The following is a 17,585-nucleotide window of genomic DNA, read 5'->3' as shown; positions in this document are numbered from 1 at the left end:
ACGCGACACGTATGTCACTTCCGCGACATTCTGTCTGTAGGCTCCCGTGGTTCCGTCAGGTGCGCGCGCTACATTCCCGTGTCGGGAGAAATGGGACCGGGCTCCTCGTCCTTGGTCATGTTCTTCATGATCAGCGGCACCTGGGACAGGCCGAAGATCGAGGCGGCGATCCACAGGACGCCGCGGAAACTGGTCCAGACGTCGTTCGGATTTGGGGTGTCGCGGCCCAGGGCGTGCCAGAGGGCGGTCACGGCGGCGGGGCTGCGGAAAATCTCGTTCAGGATCGCCACCGCCAGGAAATACAGGCCGTAGCGCAGGGTCAGGGTGCGCCAGGCGGCGTCATTGACCTTGATGGCCGAGCCCAGCAGGGCCTTGAACGGATATTTCTTCAGCGGGATCGACCCCAGCAGGATCACCGCCAGCAGGCCGTTCTGCACCGTCAGCTTCAGCTTCACATAGAGGTCGTCATGGGTGAGGACGGTCAGCAGGCCGAACACCAGGGCGAACAGGCCGGTGATCAGCGGCAGGGGGGCGAAGCGCCGCTCCACCGCATAGCCGATGATCAGGGCCAGGCCCGAGGCGCCGACCAGGACCCAGGTCGCCAGGATCATGTCCCGGCTGACGAAATAGCTGATCATGAAGGCGGCCAGGGCGCCGAAATCGACGAGCTGGCGGATCCACTGGCGGTTCTTCTTCGGTTCGGGAGAAGCGGTCGTGTCGGTCATGTCAGTCTTCCAGTCCCACCAGCGAGCGGGAAAAGGCGCGGGCGTCGAAGGGTTGCAGGTCGTCGATCCCCTCGCCCACGCCGATCAGCATAAGCGGGGCGTCGGAGGCCTGGGCCACGGGCACCAGAACCCCGCCGCGCGCAGTGCCGTCCAGCTTGGTCATGACGATGCCGGTGACGAAGGCGGTGCGGCCGAAAATCTGTTCCTGGGCCAGGGCGTTGCGGCCGACCGTGGCGTCCAGCACCAGCAGGGTGTCGTGGGGGGCCGCCGGATCGATCTTCTTCAGCACGCGCACGATCTTGAGCAGTTCGTCCATCAGGGCGGACTTGTTCTGCAGCCGGCCGGCCGTATCGACCAGGACGACGTCGAACCCCTCGGCCCGCGCCTTGGCGTAGGCGTCGAAGACCAGGCCGGCGGCGTCGGCCCCGTCGCGACGGCTCTCGAACTCGGCCCCCGCCCGGTCGGCCCAGACCTTCAGCTGTTCACGGGCTGCGGCGCGGAAGGTGTCGCCGGCGACGATCATGACCTTGGCGCCCTTGGCCGTCAGGTCGGCGGCGATCTTGCCCAGGGTCGTGGTCTTGCCCGAGCCGTTCACCCCGACGAACAGGACGACATAGGGTTTGGGCCCGCTCAGCGGGTCGAAGGCCGCCTGGCGCGGCGACAGTTCGGCGGCGACGGCCTCGGCCAGGGCCTCCTTGACCTCATGTTCCTGGGCGTCCTTGCCGAACTTCAGCGCGCGGAAGCGTTCGACGATCCGGGCCGAGGCGGCGGGGCCGAGATCGCTTTCCAGCAGATGCTCCTCCAGCCGCTCCAGCGCCGCCTCGGACAGGGGTTCCTTGACGAAGCTGGCGACGACCTGGTCGGTCATCTGTTTGGAGGAGCGCGAGAGCCCCGCGGACAGGCGCTGGAACCAGCCCTTTTTCGGCGTATCGGTCATCGGATGGCTTTAGCGGCGGCGGAGGCCGACGTCATCCGCATTCGCATGCAGACGGCGGCCTGCGTCATCGGGCGCCGGGGCGGGGATTTCAGACTCTCGCGGGAAAAAACAGAGTCTAGATAGTATGAATCGTCTGAAATCCGCCCTCTCCGCCGTGTCCGTCCTCTGAACCGCAGACTATGAGGCCGACGGGAGCCCAGGCTGGGAAAAGACCCCGAAGATTCGGCAAGACCTTGAAATCCCTGATGAAGCACCAGCGTCATTGTGACAGTTGGCGGATGGGGCGCGGCGCCGACACGGCAGAAACAGCCGCTTGCGGCGCCAGAATGACGAATATACATTTCATATACGAATCATATAGTCCGGAGTCAGGCCTTGGGCATCGTCAATATCGAGGACGCGCTGCACGAACAGCTGCGTCGCGCCAGCAAGGCCTCCTATCGGTCCATCAACGCCCAGGCGGCCTTCTGGATAAGGATCGGCCTGTTGTGCGAGACCAATCCGGGCCTGACCTTTCAGGACCTGGTGGCGCGTGAGCTGAAGGCCGCAGGCGTGGACGCGACGGCCCTGACGGATGCGGCTGCATGACCAAGACCCCCGCCGAGGTCGAGTTGATGGCCGAGGCCGGGCGCCGGCTGGCCTCGGTCTTCACCCATCTGGATGGGCTGGCGCTGGCCGGCATGACCACGATGGAGATCAATGACCGCGTCGAGGCCTTCATCGTCAATGACCTTCAGGCCCGGCCCGCCAGCAAGGGCCAGTACGGCTATGGGTTCGTGCTGAACAGTTCGCGCAATCAGGTCGTCTGCCATGGCGTGCCGTCGGCGGACGAGGTGCTGAAAAGCGGCGACATTGTCAATCTGGACATCACCCTGGAAAAGGACGGCTTCATCGCCGATTCCAGCAAGACCTATCTGATCGGGACCGTGGGGCCCCAGGCGCGGCGGCTGGTCCGCACCACCTATGAGGCGATGTGGAAGGGTATTCAGGCCGTGCGGCCGGGGGCGAAGCTGGGCGACATCGGCTTCGCCATCGAACGGCACGCCAAGAAGGCCGGCTATTCGGTCGTGCGCGAATACTGCGGCCACGGCATCGGCCGCGAAATGCACGAAGACCCCCAGGTGCTGCATTTCGGCAGGGCGGGCACGGGCGTGACCCTGCGCGAGGGCATGGTCTTCACCATCGAACCCATGCTGAACCAGGGCCGCCGAACGGTGCGGACCGAGGACGACGGCTGGACCGTGGTGACGGCGGACGGGATGCTGTCGGCCCAGTTCGAGCATACGGTGGCGGTGACAGGGGACGGGGTGCGGGTGCTGACATTGCGGCCCGAGGAGAAGCGGGCGGCCTAGCGCGAAGTCGTCACTTTCGATGCTCAGTTGCGCCCCCGCATGCTAGAGTGGGGTGAAAGACGCTCAGACGCGTCTGAACCCGAGGCTTGATGCTCACACTGAGCGTCGCGACGGGATCGGAAAGGGAGGCTCATGGCTCCCGTATCTCAAGATGAAGATCTGGGCTCCGCCCTGGCCCTGGCGGTCATTTCGGTGTCCAGCGCACCGCTGCTGCTGATGGACGAGGCGTTCGACATCGTCGCCGCCAGCCAATCCTTCCTGATGGAATTCGGGCTGGACGGCGATGCGGTGGTCGGGCGGTCGATCTTCGACCTGGGCGGCGGGGAATGGAACCTGCCCCGGCTGCGCTCCCTGCTGGGCGCGGTCGGTTCCGGCGGTGCGGACGTGCCCGACTATCAGCTGGAAATGCCGTTCCGGACCGCCGCGACCCGCAGCCTGAAACTGAACGCCAAGCGCCTGGCCTTCTCCGACGTCCAGCCCGTGCGCCTTTTGCTGACCATCGTGGACGTCACGGCGGACAAGGCGGCCCAGAAGAAGATGGACGACCTGGTGCGGCAGAAGGAGGTTCTGCTTCAGGAGGTCCAGCACCGCGTCGCCAACAGCCTGCAGATCATCGCCAGCGTGCTGCTGCAGACCGCGCGGAAGACGGAATCGATCGAAAGCCGCGCCCATCTGACCGAGGCGCACAACCGCGTCATGTCGGTCGCCGAGGTCCAGCGCCAGCTGTCCCTGAACAAGGTCGGCGAGGTCGCGCTGAAACCCTATCTGGCGCAGTTGTGCGGCAGTATCGGCGCCTCGATGATCGCCGACCATGATCTGGTGCGGATCGAGGTCAGCGGCGACGCCAGCGCCCTGGACGCCGAGGTCTCGGTCAGTCTTGGCCTGGTCGTCACCGAACTGGTGATCAACGCCCTGAAACACGCCTTCCCCAACGGGCGGAAGGGCGTGGTCAGCGTCGATTTCCAGTCGCGGTCCGAGGATTGGGATCTGACGATTTCCGACGACGGCGTCGGCATGCCGAAGAACCCGGACGATTCAGAAGCCGGCCTGGGAACCGCCATCGTCAAGGCCCTGGCCAGCCAGCTCGACGCCACGATCACCGTCAAGGACCTGGCCCCCGGCACGGAGGTCTCGGTGCTGCATCGCAAGACCGACGAAGAGACGGCGGCCGCGCCGGCGGTCTAGGCGCGTCGGCAGGCGACGTCGGACGGGGGGATTCTCTCCCGTCGTCATTCCGGCCTATATGAAGGCTGACGACCGGCGCGCGCCGGGATGAACGGACGACCCCATGGCCGAGCCCCTGCCCTTCCATTCCCCCAAGACCCACGGCTTCGTGCGGGTGGCTGCGGCCACGCCCGTCAGCCATGTGGGCGACCCGAAGGCGAACGCCGAGGAACACCTGGCCCTGATCCGTCAGGCGGCCGATCAGGGCGTGGACCTGATGGTGTTTCCGGAGCTGTCGCTGTCGGCCTACGCCATCGACGACCTGCATATGCAGGCGGCCCTGCTGGACGAGGTGGAGCGCCAGATCGCGGTCATCGCCCAGGCGACGGGCGAGCATGATCTGGTGGCGGTGGTAGGGGCGCCGATCCGCAACGGCGACGCCCTGTACAACTGCGCCGTGGTGATGGGCGCAGGCGAAGTGTTGGGCGTCGTGCCCAAGACCTATCTGCCCAACTACCGCGAATATTACGAGAAACGCTGGTTCGCTCCGGCGACGGCCCGCGCCGAGGACGTGATCCGTCTGAACGGCGAGACGGTGGACTTCGCCCCCGGCCTGGTGTTCGAGGCGGTCAACCGGCCCGGCTTCGTCTTCGCGGTCGAGATCTGCGAGGACTATTGGGCCCCCCTGCCCCCCTCGACCCGCGCGGCCCTGGCGGGGGCGCGCATCCTGCTGAACCTGTCAGCGTCGAACATCGTCATCGGCAAGGCTGACGAGCGCGCCATGCTGAGCGCCAGCCATTCGGCCCGCACCCTGTCGGCCTATGTCTTCACCGCCTCGGGCTGGGGCGAGAGCACCACCGACCTGGCCTGGGACGGTCAGGCGACCATCCACGAACTGGGGTCGAAACTGGCCGAGGGCGAGCGGTTCGCCCTGGAGAACCACCTGACCCTCGCCGACGTCGACGTGGACCGGATCGGGCTGGATCGCCTGAGAAACGGCACCTTTTCCGAATGCGCGCGGGTCGAGGGCGAACCGGCGACCGTCGTCCCCTTCATGGCGCGCGAGGACGTGGTGGAGAGCGAGCTGATCCGGCCGCTGGACCGTTTCCCCTTCGTGCCGGACGAGGCCGGACGGCTGGATCAGGACTGCTACGAGGCCTTCAACATCCAGGTCCAGGGCCTGATGCGCCGGATGACGGCGACCAATGGCGAGCGGCTGGTCATCGGCGTGTCGGGCGGGCTGGATTCGACCCAGGCCCTGCTGGTCGCCTGCCGCGCCTTCGACCGGCTGAACCTGCCCCGGACCAATATCCTGGGCTTCACCATGCCCGGCTTTGCGACCTCGGACGGGACCAAGTCCAACGCCTGGGCCCTGATGAAGGCTCTGGGCGTGACCGGGGCCGAGATCGACATCCGCCCCGCCGCCGAACAGATGTTCAAGGACATCGGCCACCCCTATGCGGCGGGCGAACCGGTCCACGACATCACCTTCGAGAACGTCCAGGCGGGGCTGCGGACCGATTATCTGTTCCGCCTGGCCAACCAGAACCGGGCCTTCGTCCTGGGCACCGGCGACCTGTCGGAACTGGCCCTGGGCTGGGCCACCTATGGCGTCGGCGACCATATGAGCCACTACAACGTCAACGGCGGGGTGGCGAAGACCCTGATCCGCCACCTGATCCGCTGGGTGGCCGACCGCGAACTGGTCGGGGCCGAGGCGAGCCCGACCCTGCACGCCATCCTGAACACCGAGATTTCGCCCGAACTGGTGCCGGCCAAGGACGGCGTGATCCAGTCCACCGAGGGCACGGTCGGCCCCTATGCGCTGAACGACTTCTTCCTGTTCTACATCAGCCGCTTCGGCCTGAAGCCGTCCAAGGTCGCCTTCCTGGCGCACCAGGCCTGGAGCGACGCCGGCGCCGGACATTGGCCGGCCAACACGCCGGAGAACGAGCGGGTCGAGTACGACCTGGCGACCATCAAGGCCTGGCTGCGGAAATTCCTGATCCGCTTCTTCCAGACCGCCCAGTTCAAACGCTCGGCCCTGCCGAACGGGCCGAAGGTGGTGACCGGCGGCTCCCTGTCCCCGCGCGGCGACTGGCGCGCCCCGTCGGACGGCAATGCTCGGGTGTGGCTGGACGAACTGGACGCCAACGTGCCGGACGCCTGACGGCGTCGGTTCCTTGTTCGGGCTATCGCGCTTCGCGCTACTTGAGCCCGCGAATTCGAGCTATCGCGCTTCGCGCTACTTGAACCCGCGAATTCGAGCTATCGCGCTTCGCGCTACTTGAACCCGCGAAATCGCTCATATCCACATTCGAAACGCGGATATTGCGTGACGCATGGGGTCCACGCCGCTAGAAGCTTCGCCATGACCGAAGACGTGACCAAAGACTCAAACGGCAACATCCTGGCCGACGGCGACAGCGTGACCCTGATCAAGGATCTGAAGGTCAAGGGCTCGGGCGGCGTGACGCTGAAGCGCGGGACCCTGGTCAAGAACATCCGTCTGACCGGCGACACCGACGAGATCGAGGCCAATGTCGACAAGGTGCGCGGCCTGGTCCTGCGCGTCGAGTTCGTGAAGAAGGCCTAAGCCCCCTTTTCATCGGGCGATGCAGCCGCCATCTAGCGGCCTATGACCGACACCCTCGACGCCCCCGTTTCGACCGCCGCACCCCAGAATTCTGGCGGCAAGATCCCCGTCACCGTCCTGACCGGCTATCTCGGCGCGGGCAAGACCACGCTGCTGAACCGGATCCTGACCGAGGATCACGGCAAACGCTACGCCGTCATCGTCAACGAGTTCGGCGAGATCGGCATCGACAACGACCTGGTGGTCGGCGCCGACGAGGACGTGTTCGAGATGAACAACGGCTGCGTCTGCTGCACGGTGCGCGGCGACCTGATCCGCGTGGTCGCCGGCCTGATGAAGCGCCAGCGTCCCGGCAAGCCGGCCTTCGACGCCATTATCGTCGAGACCACGGGCCTGGCCGATCCCGGGCCGGTGGCCCAGACCTTCTTCGTCGACGAGGACGTCAAGGCCAAGACCCAGCTGGACAGCGTCACCACCCTGGTCGACGCCAAGCACGTGATGGCGCGTCTGGACGATTCAAAAGAGGCCCGCGAACAGGTGGCCTTCGCCGACCGGATCATCCTGAACAAGGTCGATCTGGCGACCCCGGAAGAGCTGGACGCGGTCGAGGCCCGGCTGCGGGCGCTGAACCCGCTGGCGCCCATCGTGCGCGCCGAACGGTCGAACGTGCCGCTGGACCAGGTGCTGGGCCTGGGCGCCTTCGATCTGGAGCGGATTCTGGAGGTCCAGCCCGATTTCGCCAACCCGCCGCACGGCGCGGACGGCCATGTGCACGACGAGCACTGCGGCCACGACCACCACCATCATGACCACGACCACGGGCATGATCATTCGCACGGCGACCATTCCCACGACGCGCATTCCCATGGCGCGAGGGGTCACGCCCACCAGGACGACATCAAGGGCATCTCCCTGTCGCTGGACCGTCCGCTGGACGGCGCCAAGTTCACCGCCTGGCTGGACCGGCTGCTGGGCGAGCAGGGTCAGAACATCCTGCGCGCCAAGGGCATCATCGACGTCCAGGGCGAGAACCGCCGTCTGGTCTTCCAGGCCGTCCACATGATCCTGGAGGGCGATCTGCAGCGCGAATGGGGCGAGAACGAACGCCGCTGGAGCCGCGCCGTCTTCATCGGCCGCGAACTGGACGAGGCCGCGCTGCGGGCCGGGTTCGAGGGTTGCGCGGCCTAGAACGACCTTCCCCCGCTTGCGGGGGAAGTGTCAGGTCGTGGCGCGTAGCGACACGCCTGACGATGGGGGAAGTCTCTTCTGAACGAAGACTTCCCTCTCCGACCCTGGTTCGCTGCGCGAACGACGGGCCACCTCTCCCGCAAGCGGGAGAGGGTAAGAAAAAGGCCGGCGGATCGCTCCGCCGGCCTTTCTATCAGGCAGCCGGTTCGGCTCAGCCCTTCTCGAACAGCTTGTTCCAACGGCGCTTGTCGCGGGCCTTCCAGGCGCCGCGGTGGTAGGCGTCGGAGCCGATCAGGGGGACGACGGTGGTGGCTTCGGCGAAGACCATCTGCTCGTGGGTGGTCTGGACCTTGCCCCAGGAGGCGGCCTCTTTCAGCGTCGAGGAGGAACAGGCGCCGTCGCGGACGTCGGCGACGGTGATCTGGACCGCATAACGGTGCATCTCGGCCTCGACGCCGAGGATTTCGGCGCAGACGACGGTGTCCTGGGCGAAATTCTTGGGCACGCCGCCGCCGACCATGAACAGGCCGGTGACGCCGGCGGCGATCTTGATGTCTGTCAGTTCGCGGAAGTCGGCGATGGCGTCCAGCATCAGATAGGGCAGACCGGCCGCGGCGCGTTCCTTCTGGTGCTTGACCAGGCCGAAGCCGGCCGATGAGTCGACGAAGGCCGGGCAGAAGATCGGCACGCCTTCTTCATAGGCGGTCTGGATCAGCGAGCCGGGCTTCTTGGCGTTGCCCTCGCTCAGCCACTTGCCCATTTCCCAGATGAACTCGCGGCTGGAATAGCCGCGCGGCTCCAGCCGGTTGGCGATCTCCAGGATGGTGTGGTCGCAGGCCTGGAGCTCTTCCTCGTCGATATAGGTGTCGTAGATCCGATCGACGTAGTTCTCGCGCAGGACGTTGTCGTCCACCTCGCCGGCGGCCTGATAGTGTTTGAAGCCCAGGGCCTCGAAGAAATCCATGTCGACGATCGAGGCGCCGGTGGCGACGACCGCGTCCACCATGCCGAACTTCACCATGTCGCGGTACACGTGCATGCAGCCGCCGGCCGAGGTCGAGCCGGCCAGGATCAGCCACGGCGAGCAGTCCTTGTCCTCGATGGCCATGGAGAAGATGTCGGCGGCGCGGGCGGTGTCGCGGCTCGAGAACGACATCTTGCGCATCGAGTCGATGATCGGGCGCGCGTCGAAGCTGGTGATGTCGACATGCTCGACGACGTTCTGCAGCAGCTGGGCCTTGGTGTTGGCAGTCATGGGTGACTCGTGAATCGTGAGGCGTGAATGGTGAAGTGCGGTCAGTCGTGCCGCCGTTGCTTCAGTCGCGTCGAAAGGGCGGAGAGCATACGCCCGATCCGCTCCATGTCGGCAAGCAAAGGCTGGAGATTGTCAGTCGTTAGATAGCCGAGACGCGCGCCGATGAGGAGATGGGTTTCGACCTCCGCGAGCGACCCGCGCGCGACGCCGAGGAAGTGGAAGAACTCACCCGTTCCGTTTCGGCCTGCGCCCTCCGCGATATTGGCGGCCACGCTGACGGCTGAACGACGAACTTGACTGATCAGGCCAAACCGCTCGTCAGACGGCCAGGAGACCGAGCAACGATAAACGGCTTCAACCCAATCAACCGAGAGCTTCCAGACGTCTAGATCGCGGTGAGTTCGCAAGTCGGTCATGGCTGACAATCACGACTCACGATTCACCTCTCACGATCAGCGTCGCGACTTCTTCCTCTGACCGGCCTTACCTTTCGGACGTGACAGACGCACGACCTTGCGGGCGTTCTCCTCGGCCGTGGTGCGCACGGTGGGGATGGAACGCGGCGCCAGGCCGTAGAGCGAGGCCATCGGGGCGTCTTCGACGATGGCGATGTCGTGTTCGCCATAGCCGTTGAAGCCGGTCGACATGGCGACGCCATAGGCGCCGAGCATGCCGATTTCGATGAAATCGCCTTCGCGGATGTCGGCCGGAAGCCAGAACGGACCCGGCATATGGTCGATCGAGTCGCAGGTCGGACCATAGAACTGGAACGCCTTCAGCTCGGACGCAGCCTCGCCGTCCCGGACCAGTTTGGTCGGGAAGGGCCAGCGCGAGTGGGTCGCGTCGAACAGCGAGCCGTAGGAGCCGTCGTTCAGATACAGGGCGTCGCCCTTGCGCAGGTCCACACGGGCCAGGATCGACGAGGATTCGGCGACGATGGCCCGGCCGGGCTCGCACCACAGCTCGGTCGTTTCCGACACCGGCATCTCGTTGAAGCCGCGATGGATGGCGTCGGCGTATTCGCTCATGTCCGGCGGAACCATGCCGGGATAGACCGAAGGGAAGCCGCCGCCGACATCGACGATGTCCACGATGACGCCCGCACGGCTGATCGAACGGCCGACCTGGGCCATGGCCGCCTGATAGGCGGTCGGGCGCATGCACTGGCTGCCGACATGGAAGCTGACGCCCATCAGCCCGTCCTTGACCGCCTGGCGCGTGGCCAGCAGCAAGGCGGGGGCCTGGTCGGCGGGAACGCCGAACTTGCCCGACAGGGTATAGGCGGCGCCGTCGGCCGAAACCGCCATGCGCACGATCAGGTTCAGGTCGTCCGCGCCGCCGGTGGCGTCGAGGATCTTGTTCAGCTCATCCACGCAGTCGAGCGAGAAGGTGCGAACGCCGTGTTCGAAATAGGCCTTGGTGATCGCAGACCGGCTCTTGACCGGATGCATGAAGGCCAGGCGAACGTCATGGCTGACCGAACGCACCAGTTCGATCTCGGCGATGGACGCCACGTCGAAGCCGCGAACCCCGGCCTCGATCAGGGTCTCGATGACCCAACGCGACGGATTCGCCTTCACGGCATAGAAGACGTCGGCTTTTAGATTATCCTGGAACCAAAGCGCCGCTACGGATACCGAACGCGGTCGCACGAGGGCGACGGGACGTTCAGGGGACCGCTCACGGACCAGGTCCAGGGGAAGCTGATACGTGCGCAATTCACGTAACCCCCTGCTAATTGTGAAACCCAGACCGGCGTTAGCAGCGCTTAACGGTTAGACCACGGGGTCCGCCGGAAGCCGCGATATGAGGGCATCGGACTGTCATGTAAAGGGGTTTTTTCGTGGCGGGGCCTGGGTTTGGACTGTCACAAATCCCCCGCGACAGTGTCACAGCCCCCCAGGGGCGCAACCTTGGCCTTTTCACGCCGTTGATGAACGGGAGGCGTGAATGAATCGATGGCTGTTCCTGTGGCGCAAGACGCGGCGCCAACTGTGGGTGCGGGCGACCGCCTACGCCGTCTTCGGCCTGGCGGCCTCGCTGCTGGCGGCGGCCCTGTCGCCCTGGGTGCCCCGGGACATGGCCGAGCGCCTGGGCGGAGAATCGGTCGAATCCATCCTGACCATACTGGCGTCCAGCCTGCTGGGCGTCGCGACCTTCTCGGTCGGGGCCATGGTGACGGCCTATACGTCGGTGTCGTCCGCCGCCAGCCCCAGGGTCGCGGCCCTGGTGACCAGCGACGAGGAAACCCAGAAGTCGCTGGCGACCTTCGTCGGCGCCTTCCTGTACGCCATCGTGTCGGTGACGGCGATCAACGCCCATTACTACGGCCAGAACGGCCGGGCGATCCTGTTCCTGTTCAGCCTTGCCATGGTCGGGCTGGTGGCGTTTCGCCTGCTGGCCTGGATCAACCGCCTGTCCAGCCTGGCGCGGGTCGGGCACATGATCGAGCTGGTCGAGTCCTATGCGCGGGATGCGCTGGAACAGCGCCGTGACCTGCCGCGACTGGGCGGCCGGGCGGGCGGCCTGGAAAACGGCGCCGTCGTCGTCGCCCCCGCCACCGGCTATGTCCAGAACGTCGATCCCGACCGGCTTCAGACCCTGGCCGAGGCGCGCGACTGTCAGGTCGAGGTCGTGGCTGCGCCGGGCGCCTTCGTGCGGCGCGGCGGGGTGCTGGCGCGCATCAGCCTGACCGCCTGCGACGACACGGCGCAGGCCGACTTCTGCTCGGCCTTCGCCCTGGGCGATTCCCGGTCCTATGATCAGGATCCGCGTTTCGGCCTGATCGTGCTGGGGGAGATCGCCGCCAAGGCCCTGTCTCCCGGCGTCAACGATCCCGGAACGGCGATCCAGATCATCGGCGCGGGCGTCCGCCTGCTGGACGTCTGGACGGCCGACGCCAGTCCGGAAAAACAGCCCCCGCATCGCGACCGGCTGTTCGTGCCGGGAATCGCCGACGCGGACCTGCTTGACGATGTTTTCGGACCGGTGGCCCGTTACGGGGCCGGAGACGTCGCCGTCGCCGTGCGGCTTCAGAAGGGCCTGAAGACTCTGGCGACGACGCCGGCCCTGGCCGGGGCGGTGGAGGTTCTGGCCCGCGAGGCGCTGGACAGATCGCGCGTCGCCCTGCCGATCGCCGCCGATGTCGCACGGGTCGAGGCGGCGGCCGAGGCCGGTTGAACGGGTCGGGTCTGGACGAGATTGCGCCTGCCGTGCGATTAAGACTTGCCCAGAAGCCTTTGTCGCGTCATGCGGCGCCCGTTCGCCACAGCCTCCCAGCGAGTTCATGACCTCATCCGCAGCCGCCGTCGCCCCCGGGCTTGTCCTGGCGCGTGACGTGTCGAAGACCTTCGGATCGCGAAAGGCGCTGGACGGCGTCTCGATCTCCGTGGCCTCGGGCGAGATGGTCGCCCTGATCGGCCCGTCGGGATCGGGCAAGTCCACCCTGCTGCGCTCCATCACCGGCCTGCAGTCCATCGATCCCGGCAAGGGGACGATCAGCGTCTTTGGTGAAACCGTCCAGAAGGACGGGCGCGTCACCGGCGCCGTGCGCCAGGCGCGCGGCAAGCTGGGCATGATCTTCCAGCAGTTCAATCTGGTCGGGCGGCTGAGCCTGTTCTCCAATGTCATGCTGGGCGCCCTGGGGCGTCTGCCGGCCTGGCAGGGCCTGCTGGGCCTGTGGCCCCAGGCCGACAAGGATCGCGCCATGGCGGCCCTGCACCGGGTCGGGGTCAGCGACTACGCCGGGCAGCGCGCCAACACCCTGTCGGGCGGCCAGCAGCAGCGGGGCGCCATCGCCCGCGCCATCGTGCAGGGCGCCAAGGCCATCCTGGCCGACGAACCCGTCGCCTCGCTGGACCCCGTGTCCGCCCGCAAGGTCATGGAGCTGCTGGTCGAGTTGAATCGCCGCGACGGCATGGGGGTGATCGTCACCCTGCACCAGGTCGACTACGCCATCCGCTACTGCGACCGCGTCATCGCGCTGCAGGGCGGCAAGATCGTCTATGACGGTCCCGCCACGGGCCTGGATCAACAGCGCCTGATCGATATCTATGGTCCTGAATTCGAGGACGCGTTCTGGGAGACCAAGGCATGAGCCCGTTTCAAGCTTCTTTGGCGCGTCGCTTCGTAGCGAAGGCCGGCGTCGCCGCCCTGGGCGCCGCAATGATCCTGGGCCTCGCCTCGTGCGGCGGGGGCGACGAGAAGCCGGCGGCCGGGACCATGCCGTCGGAACTGACCTTCTCCATCCTGTCGGCCGAGGGCCAGGCCTCTTCGGGCCCGCTGTGGCAGCCGCTGCTGGACGACATGTCCAAGGCCGTCGGCGTGCCGGTGAAGCCCTTCTTCGCGGGCAACTACAATGTCCTGATCGAGGCCATGCGGTTCAACCAGACCCAGGTAGCCTGGTTCTCGGCCAAGCCGGCCCTGGAAGCCGTCGACCGCGCCCAGGGCGAGGTCATCGCCCGCATCGTCGATCCCGAGGGTCGCGACAGCTACACCTCGACCCTGATCGTGCGCAAAGGCTCGGGCGTCACGCTGGACAAGGTGCTGGCCTGCGGCAAGCAGTATGATTTCGGCATCGGCGACGCCCAGTCGACCTCGGGCACGCTCGCCCCGCTGACCTTCCTGTTCAATCCCCGCGGCATCGTGCCGGCCCAGTGCTTCAAGACCGTGCGCTCGGCCAGCCACCAGGCCAACGCCTTCGCCGTCGCGACCGGCGTGGTGGACGTCGCCACCTCCAACTCGGTCAACACCGTCTTCATGCGCCGCGAGAACCCGCAGCTGGCGTCGCAGATCGAGGACATCTGGGTGTCGCCGCCGATCCCGGAATCCGGCATCGTCATCCGCGAGGATCTGGATCCGGCGCTGAAGGAGAAGCTGCGCAGCTTCTTCCTGACCTACGGCCAGGGCCAGGGCCCCGAGGCCGAGCGCCAGCGTCAGGTGCTGGCGGGCCTGAACTATTCAATGTTCCGCGCCGCCGACGATTCCTACCTGGACCCGGTGCGCGAGATGGTCGCCGACCAGAAGCTGAGCGAGGCCAGGGCCAAGAACGACCAGGCCGGCGTCGCCGCCGCCGAACGCGACCTGGCCGCCCTGCGCGCCAAGCGTGAGGTCCAGCCTTGACCGAAGCCAGCCTCGACATGGCGGCCAAGGGCGGCGTCGCCCCGACCGCCATTCCCTCGGCGCCGACCAAGTCGCTGTCGGCCACCCTGTTCGACCTGATGCTGTGGGGCGGTCTGGCGATCATCCTGATCGCCAGTTTCGGCAAGGTGGACATGCAGAATTTCGGCCGGCTGTTCTCGGGCTCGTCGAACATCTCCACCTATGGCGCCGACCTGCTGCGGCCCGACTGGGGGGCCATCTTCCCGCCGGGAGACTTCTGGACGTCGTTCACCCATGTCTTCACCCAGCCGACGACCAGTCTGGCGGGCCAGATGTGGCTGACGGTGCAGATCGCCCTGTGGGGCACCTTCCTGGCCGTCTTCATCGCCCTGCCCCTCAGCCTGATGGCGTCGCGCAACATCGCGCCCGGCTGGATGGTCTTCATCGTGCGCCGGTTCATGGACCTGCTGCGGTCGATCCCCGACCTGGTCATCGCCACCCTGTTCATCGTCGCCGTGGGCCTGGGTCCGCTGGCGGGGGTGCTGGCCCTGGCGCTGAACACCGGCGGGGTGCTGGCCAAGCTGTTCTCCGAGGCGGTCGAGTCGATCGACAAGGGGCCGGTCGAGGGCGTGCGCGCCACCGGCGCCGGCAAGCTGCACGAGATCGTCTGGGGCGTCTTCCCCCAGGTGGCGCCGCTGTGGACCTCGTTCGCCCTGTATCGGTTCGAATCCAACAGCCGCGCGGCTACTGTGCTGGGCCTGATCGGGGCCGGCGGCATCGGCCAGACCCTGTTCGAGAGCATCCAGGCCTTCGACTACAGCCGGGTCGCCGCCATCGCCATCGTCATCGTGGTCGCCGTGACCCTGATCGACACCCTGTCCCAGGTCATGCGCAAACGCCTGCTGTAACGGTGGGCGCCGTGCCCGGGACGCAGGAAAAACAGTCACACTCGTCTGGTCTAACCGTCGTGAAATCGATGCTCAGGGAGATCTTCAAATGATCCGCACACTGAAACTGGCGACGGCGGCCGCCGCCCTTCTGGCCCTGGCGGCCTGCGGCGACGGCGGTTCCGGCGGCGGCTCCAGCGCCCGTTCGGGCATCTGGTCGGCCGGTTCGTCGACCGTCTTCCCCTTCGCCACCCGCGTGGCCGAGAATTTCGCCCGCACCGCTGGCGGCGCCGCGCCCCGCGTCGAATCCCTGGGCACCGGCGGCGGCATCCAGGCCTTCTGCCAGGGCGTCGGCCCGAACACCCCGGACATCGCCAACGCCTCGCGTCCGATGAAGGCGTCGGAGTTCGACCTGTGCCAGAAGAACGGCGTCACCGACATCGTCGAGATCAAGATCGGCTTTGACGGCATCGTCGTCGCCACGGCCCGCAACGGCAACGGCTTCAACTTCGAACTGAACGACCTGTACGAAGGCCTGGCCAAGGAAGTGCCCGGCCCCGACGGCCAGTTCGTCGCCAACCCGGCCAAGACCTGGAACGAGGTCAACAAGGGCCTGCCGAACCAGCGGATCCAGGTCTATGGCCCGCCGCCCACCTCGGGCACGCGCGACGCCTTCCTGGAGCTGGGCATGACGCCGGGCGCCAAGCTGGTGCCCGCCGCCGCCGCCGTGGAAAAGGCCGACAAGGACCGGTTCGAGGCCCTGGCCCACACCCTGCGCGAAGACGGCGCCTGGATCGACTCGGGCGAGAATGACAACGCCATCGTCCAGACCCTGACCCGCACCCCCGGCTCGCTGGGCGTGTTCGGCTATTCCTTCCTGGAACAGAACCTGGACACGGTGAAGGCCGAGACCATCGACGGCGTCACCCCCAACGCCGACACCATCGCCAGTGGCGAATACCCGCTGTCGCGCAGCCTCTTCATCTATGTGAAGAAGGCCCATATCGGCGTGATCCCCGGCCTGCAGCAGTATATTCAGGAATTCCTCTCGGAAGGCGCCGCAGGCAAGGGCGGCTATCTGGCCGACCGCGGCCTGATCCCGCTGCCCGAAGACCAACTGGTCGCCCAGCGCGCGACCGCATCGGCCATGACCCCGATGCAGCGGCCCGCCAAGTAGGGCGGAACCGACGGCCGTCCTGCCCCTTCTTTCGCCGGTCCGCACCGGCTAAGAGGGGCGGGATAGCTGTCAGGATTCATTGATGACCACCAAGCCCGCGCGTCTGCGCAAGGCCGTTCTGCCCGTCGCGGGCCTCGGCACCCGCGTTCTTCCCGGCACCAAGACCACGCCCAAGGAACTGCTGAACGTCGTCGATCGGCCGATTCTGTCCTATATCGTGGAAGAAGCCCGCGAAGCCGGGATCGAACACATCGTCTTCGTCACCGGCCGCTCCAAGGGCGCCATCGAGGACTATTTCGATCACCAGATCGAGCTTGAGGCCCAACTGCTGGCCAAGGGCAAGATCGAGATCCTCGAAATGATGAACGCCGAGCTGGCCTCGGCCGGCGAGATGAGCTTCACCCGCCAGATGCAGCCCAAGGGGCTGGGACACGCCGTCTGGTGCGCCCGCGACATCATCGGCGACGAACCCTTCGCCGTCATCCTGCCCGACGTCATCGTCGATTCGCAGCCCGGCGCCCTGAAACAGCTGGCCGAGGTCTATGCCGAGACCGGCGGCAATATCATCGGCGTGGAATCCGTCGACGTCGAACAGGCCCACAAATACGGCATCGTCGATCCGGTCGGCCGTCAGGGCAACCGGATCGAGATGAAGGGGATGGTCGAGAAGCCCGCCCCCGGCACGGCGCCGTCCAATCTGTCGATCTCGGGTCGCTACATCCTTCAGCCGGAGATCTTCGACCTGCTGGCGACCCAGGAGAAGGGCGCCGGGGGCGAGATCCAGCTGACCGACGCCATGGCCCGCCTGATGGAGCGCCAGGCCTTCACCGCCGTCGAATACGCGGGCGTCACCCACGACTGCGGCGACAAGATCGGCCTGCTGCGCGCCAATGTGGCCCTGGCCCTGAAACGTCCCGACCTGGGCGAGGCGGCGCGGGCGGCGATTGCGGCCCTGCTTTAAGCACAGACCGACGATCTCCTTCCCCCCTGCGGGGGAGGGGCGTCGCGTCAGCGACGGGGCGGGGGCGGCAAGGCGACGCCGCTCAGATCTTCTAATGTCGGGGACGGGTCGCGCGGCCCTTCCCACCCGGCTTCGGCTCCGCCTTCGCCCCCCTCCCCCGCAGGGGGAGGGAGAAGACGTTGAGCCCGTGGCCTGCGCCTGCTAACCCTCCGCGCAAATCATCAGGAGACGTATCATGGCCGC

Annotated in this window: 17 protein-coding genes; 12 read left to right on the top strand and 5 right to left on the bottom strand. The window is 66.6% G+C overall.

Annotated elements, in window-relative coordinates; genetic code table 11:
• Positions 1 to 68: 68 nt before the first annotated feature.
• The gene (locus tag GYM46_RS10075) at positions 69 to 725 is read right to left on the bottom strand and encodes an inner membrane-spanning protein YciB (protein WP_008264172.1); all 657 of its coding nucleotides are present in this window, start codon (positions 723 to 725) and stop codon (positions 69 to 71) included.
• 1 nt (position 726) lies between these two features.
• Positions 727 to 1,662: a signal recognition particle-docking protein FtsY gene (ftsY, locus tag GYM46_RS10070; RefSeq protein ID WP_008262203.1), complete on the bottom strand. Its 936-nt coding sequence runs from the start codon at positions 1,660 to 1,662 to the stop codon at positions 727 to 729.
• 375 nt (positions 1,663 to 2,037) lie between these two features.
• On the opposite strand from ftsY, the gene GYM46_RS10065 reads away from it, so the two are divergent.
• The 6 genes from GYM46_RS10065 (at position 2,038) to GYM46_RS10040 (ending at position 7,962) form a co-directional block, all read left to right on the top strand.
• A complete protein-coding gene (locus GYM46_RS10065; RefSeq protein WP_008258854.1) occupies positions 2,038 to 2,250 on the top strand; it encodes a ParD-like family protein in 213 nt (70 codons plus the stop codon).
• Positions 2,247 to 3,014 (top strand): type I methionyl aminopeptidase, encoded by a 768-nt coding sequence (gene map, locus GYM46_RS10060; protein ID WP_008263145.1) that lies wholly within the window; start codon positions 2,247 to 2,249, stop codon positions 3,012 to 3,014. The genes GYM46_RS10065 and map overlap by 4 nt, the downstream gene beginning before the upstream one ends.
• A 132-nt stretch (positions 3,015 to 3,146) precedes the next feature.
• Complete coding sequence (locus GYM46_RS10055) at positions 3,147 to 4,199, top strand: sensor histidine kinase (protein WP_008262843.1); 1,053 nt, start codon at positions 3,147 to 3,149, stop codon at positions 4,197 to 4,199.
• A 103-nt stretch (positions 4,200 to 4,302) separates the two neighbouring features.
• A complete protein-coding gene (locus GYM46_RS10050; protein WP_008258779.1) occupies positions 4,303 to 6,348 on the top strand; it encodes an NAD(+) synthase in 2,046 nt (681 codons plus the stop codon).
• A 201-nt stretch (positions 6,349 to 6,549) separates the two neighbouring features.
• Complete coding sequence (locus GYM46_RS10045; RefSeq protein ID WP_008263608.1) at positions 6,550 to 6,774, top strand: alkylphosphonate utilization protein; 225 nt, start codon at positions 6,550 to 6,552, stop codon at positions 6,772 to 6,774.
• 42 nt (positions 6,775 to 6,816) lie between these two features.
• The gene (locus GYM46_RS10040; RefSeq protein ID WP_008263613.1) at positions 6,817 to 7,962 is read left to right on the top strand and encodes a CobW family GTP-binding protein; all 1,146 of its coding nucleotides are present in this window, start codon (positions 6,817 to 6,819) and stop codon (positions 7,960 to 7,962) included.
• 211 nt (positions 7,963 to 8,173) lie between these two features.
• Here the strand turns inward: GYM46_RS10040 and GYM46_RS10035 are convergent, their stop codons facing one another.
• The 3 genes from GYM46_RS10035 to GYM46_RS10025 are packed head-to-tail and all read right to left on the bottom strand — an operon-like array spanning position 8,174 to position 10,935.
• Positions 8,174 to 9,217, bottom strand: a complete 1,044-nt coding sequence (locus GYM46_RS10035) for a 1,9-bis(guanidino)-5-aza-nonane synthase (protein WP_008259915.1) — start codon at positions 9,215 to 9,217, stop codon at positions 8,174 to 8,176.
• A 41-nt stretch (positions 9,218 to 9,258) separates the two neighbouring features.
• Complete coding sequence (locus tag GYM46_RS10030) at positions 9,259 to 9,633, bottom strand: four helix bundle protein (RefSeq protein ID WP_035307302.1); 375 nt, start codon at positions 9,631 to 9,633, stop codon at positions 9,259 to 9,261.
• A 36-nt stretch (positions 9,634 to 9,669) separates the two neighbouring features.
• Complete coding sequence (locus GYM46_RS10025; RefSeq protein WP_035307304.1) at positions 9,670 to 10,935, bottom strand: type III PLP-dependent enzyme; 1,266 nt, start codon at positions 10,933 to 10,935, stop codon at positions 9,670 to 9,672.
• Positions 10,936 to 11,167: 232 nt separating this feature from the next.
• Here GYM46_RS10025 and GYM46_RS10020 point away from each other — a divergent pair, with 232 nt between their 5' ends.
• The 6 genes from GYM46_RS10020 to galU all read left to right on the top strand — a co-directional run bounded on the left by GYM46_RS10020 (position 11,168) and on the right by galU (position 17,342).
• Entirely contained in the window at positions 11,168 to 12,397 is a 1,230-nt protein-coding gene (locus GYM46_RS10020; RefSeq protein WP_008260503.1) for a DUF2254 domain-containing protein, read from the top strand.
• A gap of 106 nt (positions 12,398 to 12,503) precedes the next feature.
• Positions 12,504 to 13,313 (top strand): phosphonate ABC transporter ATP-binding protein, encoded by an 810-nt coding sequence (gene phnC / locus GYM46_RS10015; RefSeq protein WP_008264302.1) that lies wholly within the window; start codon positions 12,504 to 12,506, stop codon positions 13,311 to 13,313.
• Complete coding sequence (phnD, locus tag GYM46_RS10010; protein ID WP_008259855.1) at positions 13,310 to 14,338, top strand: phosphate/phosphite/phosphonate ABC transporter substrate-binding protein; 1,029 nt, start codon at positions 13,310 to 13,312, stop codon at positions 14,336 to 14,338. The genes phnC and phnD overlap by 4 nt, the downstream gene beginning before the upstream one ends.
• Positions 14,335 to 15,225: a phosphonate ABC transporter, permease protein PhnE gene (gene phnE, locus GYM46_RS10005; RefSeq protein ID WP_008258633.1), complete on the top strand. Its 891-nt coding sequence runs from the start codon at positions 14,335 to 14,337 to the stop codon at positions 15,223 to 15,225. Before phnD ends, phnE begins: the two co-directional genes overlap by 4 nt.
• 88 nt (positions 15,226 to 15,313) lie before the next feature.
• Positions 15,314 to 16,381 carry a substrate-binding domain-containing protein gene (locus tag GYM46_RS10000; protein ID WP_008263044.1) on the top strand — a complete coding sequence of 356 codons (1,068 nt, stop codon included), beginning with the start codon at positions 15,314 to 15,316 and terminating at the stop codon, positions 16,379 to 16,381.
• Between the two features lie 82 nt (positions 16,382 to 16,463).
• Positions 16,464 to 17,342: a UTP--glucose-1-phosphate uridylyltransferase GalU gene (gene galU, locus GYM46_RS09995; RefSeq protein ID WP_008259420.1), complete on the top strand. Its 879-nt coding sequence runs from the start codon at positions 16,464 to 16,466 to the stop codon at positions 17,340 to 17,342.
• The last annotated feature ends 243 nt before the right edge of the window (positions 17,343 to 17,585 follow it).

Origin of the sequence: Brevundimonas mediterranea (assembly GCF_011064825.1) — a bacterium.
Lineage (GTDB): Bacteria > Pseudomonadota > Alphaproteobacteria > Caulobacterales > Caulobacteraceae > Brevundimonas > Brevundimonas mediterranea_A.
The sequence above is the reverse complement of the archived record's forward strand: the minus strand, read 5'-3'. Positions and strand labels throughout refer to the sequence as shown.

Bases quoted from the DNA above. Each gene is read 5' to 3' on its own strand.
- GYM46_RS10075 (WP_008264172.1), bottom strand. From the start codon at position 725: ATGACCGACACGACCGCTTCTCCCGAACCGAAGAAGAACCGCCAGTGG.
- ftsY (WP_008262203.1), bottom strand. From the start codon at position 1,662: ATGACCGATACGCCGAAAAAGGGCTGGTTCCAGCGCCTGTCCGCGGGG.
- map (WP_008263145.1), top strand. From the start codon at position 2,247: ATGACCAAGACCCCCGCCGAGGTCGAGTTGATGGCCGAGGCCGGGCGC.
- GYM46_RS10055 (WP_008262843.1), top strand. From the start codon at position 3,147: ATGGCTCCCGTATCTCAAGATGAAGATCTGGGCTCCGCCCTGGCCCTG.
- GYM46_RS10050 (WP_008258779.1), top strand. From the start codon at position 4,303: ATGGCCGAGCCCCTGCCCTTCCATTCCCCCAAGACCCACGGCTTCGTG.
- GYM46_RS10045 (WP_008263608.1), top strand. From the start codon at position 6,550: ATGACCGAAGACGTGACCAAAGACTCAAACGGCAACATCCTGGCCGAC.
- GYM46_RS10040 (WP_008263613.1), top strand. From the start codon at position 6,817: ATGACCGACACCCTCGACGCCCCCGTTTCGACCGCCGCACCCCAGAAT.
- GYM46_RS10035 (WP_008259915.1), bottom strand. From the start codon at position 9,217: ATGACTGCCAACACCAAGGCCCAGCTGCTGCAGAACGTCGTCGAGCAT.
- GYM46_RS10030 (WP_035307302.1), bottom strand. From the start codon at position 9,633: ATGACCGACTTGCGAACTCACCGCGATCTAGACGTCTGGAAGCTCTCG.
- GYM46_RS10020 (WP_008260503.1), top strand. From the start codon at position 11,168: ATGAATCGATGGCTGTTCCTGTGGCGCAAGACGCGGCGCCAACTGTGG.
- phnC (WP_008264302.1), top strand. From the start codon at position 12,504: ATGACCTCATCCGCAGCCGCCGTCGCCCCCGGGCTTGTCCTGGCGCGT.
- phnD (WP_008259855.1), top strand. From the start codon at position 13,310: ATGAGCCCGTTTCAAGCTTCTTTGGCGCGTCGCTTCGTAGCGAAGGCC.
- GYM46_RS10000 (WP_008263044.1), top strand. From the start codon at position 15,314: ATGATCCGCACACTGAAACTGGCGACGGCGGCCGCCGCCCTTCTGGCC.
- galU (WP_008259420.1), top strand. From the start codon at position 16,464: ATGACCACCAAGCCCGCGCGTCTGCGCAAGGCCGTTCTGCCCGTCGCG.